The organism is Propioniciclava sp. (genome assembly GCF_036744435.1).
Classification (GTDB): domain Bacteria; phylum Actinomycetota; class Actinomycetes; order Propionibacteriales; family Propionibacteriaceae; genus Propioniciclava.
In genome coordinates this window covers 1-4,106 of the sequence record NZ_DAIOIA010000176.1, presented here as the reverse complement: position 1 = coordinate 4,106, position 4,106 = coordinate 1, and the positions used below count along the sequence as shown (strand labels likewise).

Sequence of the window (4,106 nt, the reverse complement as noted above, 5' to 3'; positions counted from 1 at the left end):
GCCGGAATGACCTGGATCATCAACAACGCCTCGGGATTCGGGGAGAACCAGGTGGCGTAGTCGCGTTTGGCCCCCCAGCCCAGTCCCACGATGCGGTGCGTATATCCCGGGAAGGCGGACAGGTCCGGCTGGAGCCAGTAGGCCAGCGCGGTCTGCGCCTCGAGTGCGTGCAGCCACGTCGCCTGTGCCTCCAGTGCCGCGTCGCCCCGCGCGCGCGCCCACAGCATCAGGCCCGCCCAAGCGTTGACGGCCTCGGAACTGGACTCCTGGTTGTTCCCGTCGGCGAACGGGGACACCCCGGAGGCCCACGAATGGCCCGCGTAGACATCGAATCCGCGTAGCGCCGGGAACAGCCCCGAGTCCTGCGGTGAGGCGATGTCTGCGGCCAGAAGATCGAAGACGGGGGCCAGCCGCTCGGCCAGTCCCGGGTCGTCGACGGCCAGCGTCCCCGCCGCGTGCAGGAAGTAGCCGTAGTGGAAGTGGTGATCGTTGAAGAGTTCGGAGCCGAAGGAGGACTCCAAACCTACGATGCCCCGGGCGGCCTCGTCGTAGACGAAGCAGCGCGTGGCGCGCTCGTCGGCCGCGCCCGGCTGGGCCCAGGCCTCGATCTCAGCGGTGACCGTCGCCCGCTGGTTCGTCGCGTCGACGCCCACCTGACCTGCGATGCTGAGCAGTTGCGACTCCCGATACAGCGCCTTGCCCCCGAAGTAGGTGTCGGCGGGAGCCGGGCGGGTGGCGGCGAGATCGCGCGCAGCCACGTCGGCGATCGTGCGCCGGTCGGCCTCGCTCAGCCCGGACAGGTCCAGGGCGGGCGCAACCGGCCAGCGGGGAGCGGTCCACGTCAGGGTCGCGGCGTACCGCAGCGTCAACGGGCCATAGACGCTCGGGTAGCTCCCCAGGCTCTCCCCCGGGTCGACGATCGCCGCCTCGTGATGGGGCATGGCCACGTGCAGGGTCGCCGTGCCGAAGCTCAGCGACGTCGAGACCGTGTCCTCTCCGCTCTCCCAGGTGACCGATGTGCCGGTGACCGGGGTGGCACGCTCGCGGAGCGTCGCGGGATCGACCCCGGGCGGCGCCGCGAAGAAGACCGCCGCCTCGCCGGCGGCCAGCCGGACGTCTTGCCCGGAGACCTGACCTCCCCGGACCCCGAAGGACGTCGTGCCGACCGTCGCCACCCCAGAACCGGTCCAGGGGACCTGCGCGGCCACCGAGACCGCCTGCAGCGCCGTCACGCTCACCCCTGGTACCCCCTGCGTCAGCCTCAGCGCGAGCACGCCCGCCCCGGCCGCGTCCCGAAGTTCGATCGTGACAGAGGCGACGTCATATCCGGTGACCAGTGCGGAGGAAACCCCTGCCGTGGTGAGCGTCATCCCGGCGGTCCGCTGCCCGATGATCGCCTTCTCCGAGACGGCGACTTGGGGCAGCCACATCTCGAATCCGCCCTCCACCAGGGCGAACCCCAACGGGAGTGGGAAGACCGGCTGGGCCTGCTCGCCGAACACCAGACCGGAGAACCAGCGGTTCGTGGGCGGGGTCAGCCCGGGGGCGAGCCGCGTGGCGGCCAGGTCGCCCACCGAGCGCTTCGGCATGGCCTCCACCAGAGCGGCGATGCGGTCGGCGTCCACGGCGGTGGAGGCGGGCCGCGGAGTCGGCGGGGCGCTCGGGGTCGGGCCCGGACCCGACGTGCAACCGGGCACGAGGGTGACCGCGGCAGCCGCCCCCACCAGCGTCAGAAGTTCGCGTCGTCCCAACACGGTGACCACCTCACAGCCCGATCTTGTGGATGAGAGCCCGCAGCGCGTCGGAAGGCCCGGCCAGCAACCCTTCGTCGCGCAACTGCACGACGGCCTGAACCGGCGCGCCATCGGTCGCGACCAGATTCAGGTCGCCGGAGTTGAGTTCGTCGCTGGTGACCCGCACCGTCACCACAGCAGCCGTGTTGACGGTGGTGACCAGCGCGCTCGCGACCCGTCCGTTGACGCTGGAATCGTTGGGCAACCGCAGCGTGACCGCGGCCCCCCGCTCGATCAGTCCGTACTGGATCGGGGTCAGCACGAACTGCGCCTGCACGATCCGATCGGTATCGCCGGTGATGATGGCCAGCGGTTCGCTCGCGGTGAGGTAGCTACCCTCCTGAGCGTTGACCTCCGTCATGGTGCCGGGCGTGGTCGCCAGGTAGAGCAGCGTCCCGGTCTCCGGTTCCACCCGCAGCCCCTCGGAGGAGGCGATGGTGACGCCGCGAGCCAGATCCTGTTGCAGCGCGATGCTGTTGACCCGGAACAAGGGGTCGCCCACCTGGACGGGCTGCCCGACCCGCACATAGGACGTAACGACGGTGCCGCCATAGTTGGACGCCACCGCTGCGCGCGGGGCGATGATCGTCGCCGACGTCGACGCGATGGTGTGCTGACGCTGGTTGAACACGACGACGAGCACGAAGATCACGGCCAGGCTGATGACCAGCCCGCCCAGGAGACGGAATCGATTGGCCCAGGTCATGACGGTTCCTCCTGACGTGTGATGCGGATGCTCATGGCGCCGCCCTCAGCGCGGGGGACGCCTCGGCGTCGGCCTGCACCTGGGCGAGCACGAGGGTCTGCGGGGTGGTGCGGGGTTCGGGTGCGGCCAGGATCTCCCCCAGCGCCAGGGACTTGGCGTCCAGCGCCTGCACGTCGGCTCCTCCGTGCTGCTGAACGTGGCGCTCGACGAACGCGACGACGAGGAAGACCCCGAGCACGAAGGTGTTCAGCCCGCACCAGACGGTGGCGATCGTGAGTTGGGAGTTCAGCATGTCGCGCCACACGCCGACGGCCGTGGTGGCCGCCAGGAGGACGAACGTGAGCACCTGCGGGATGATGAAGTTGAACGGTGAGGCGGCCTGCTTGGCGGCGCCCGTCACGCTCCACGCCTGATCCCGGCCGATGAGGACGTTGCCCAACGCCTTGAAGTAGATGGGGAAGGAGGCACTGGCCAGCGTGAGGACCTCCCAGCGGAACGATCCCAGCGTGAAGAAGGCCAGCACGATCTGGAGCACATAGAAGCCTGCGTAGGCGAGGAACCACTGCCCGATCCCGATGCTGAGGGAGACGGGGCGCAGGTCGAAGAAGATCTCCAGCGCGGGCACGAACAGCAGCAGTCCCGGGGCGATGCCGGTCAGGTAGTGGGTGGCGGTGACGAAGTACATCAGGCGCTGATCGAGTGAGAGCTTGCGCCGGGTGAGCAGCGGGTTGCTGGTGAACAGGATCTCGAACCCTCCGGTGGCCCACCGCAGCTGCTGTTTGGAATAGCCCTCGATGGTGTCGGGCGCGTCGCCGATGGCGAGGGTCTCGGGCAGGAACACGCTGCGCCAGCCGCGTCCGTGGAGGATCATCGACGTCCAGACGTCTTCGCTCTTGGAATCGGTGTAGATGCCGCCGATGTCGTCGACGGCGGCCCGGCGGAACACGACGTTGGTGCCGACGCAGAAGGCGGCGTTGAAGGCGTTGCGGCCCGGCTGCACGAATCGGTAGAACATCGACTGCATGTAGCCAGCACCGCGGGCGATGAAGTTGTGCAGATTGCCGTACGTCTGGGGGGTCTGCACGAAGGCGACGGTGGCGTCCTCGAAGAAGGGCAGCGCCTGTTCCAGGATGCCGGGGAGCGGCACGAAGTCCGCGTCGAGGATCAGGAAGAACTCACCCTTGGCGACGCTCAGGGCATGGTTCAGGTTTCCCGCCTTCGCCCCGCCACCACTGAGCCGTCGCACGTAGCGGCAGCCCAGTTCCTTGGCGAGTGCCTGCACCTCGTCGGAGCGTCCATCATCGAGGATCCACGTCCAATGCCGCCCGCGGACCGCGACGGCCGCCTCCGCCGTCCGCCGGACCACCTCCACCGGCTCCCCGTACACGGTGATGAGGATGTCGACGTCGACCACGCGCCCGCGGATCCGCAACGGCCACAGCCGAGGGTCGGCCAGGTTGCCCCGGATCACCGCGTCGTCCGGGTCGTACAGCGCCGCCCGGGTGGCGTAGTAGGTCCAGTCCCGGCGGTCCCGGTAGCCGACGAGGATGGTCCACATGGCTGCGAGCCCGTGCAGGACCAGGATCGACTCGGCGACGATCACCAGG

General features: G+C 69.2%; 3 protein-coding genes. All 3 read right to left on the bottom strand.

Annotated elements, in window-relative coordinates; genetic code table 11:
- On the bottom strand, positions 1–1,754 hold a 1,754-nt coding region (locus V7E09_RS14675), incomplete at its 3' end, for a glycosyl hydrolase (RefSeq protein ID WP_324523627.1).
- 10 nt (positions 1,755–1,764) lie between these two features.
- A complete protein-coding gene (locus V7E09_RS14670) occupies positions 1,765–2,499 on the bottom strand; it encodes an HlyD family efflux transporter periplasmic adaptor subunit (protein ID WP_324510345.1) in 735 nt (244 codons plus the stop codon).
- A gap of 31 nt (positions 2,500–2,530) precedes the next feature.
- A partial coding sequence (locus V7E09_RS14665; protein ID WP_324523626.1) for a glycosyltransferase family 2 protein occupies positions 2,531–4,106 on the bottom strand: 1,576 nt, incomplete at its 5' end.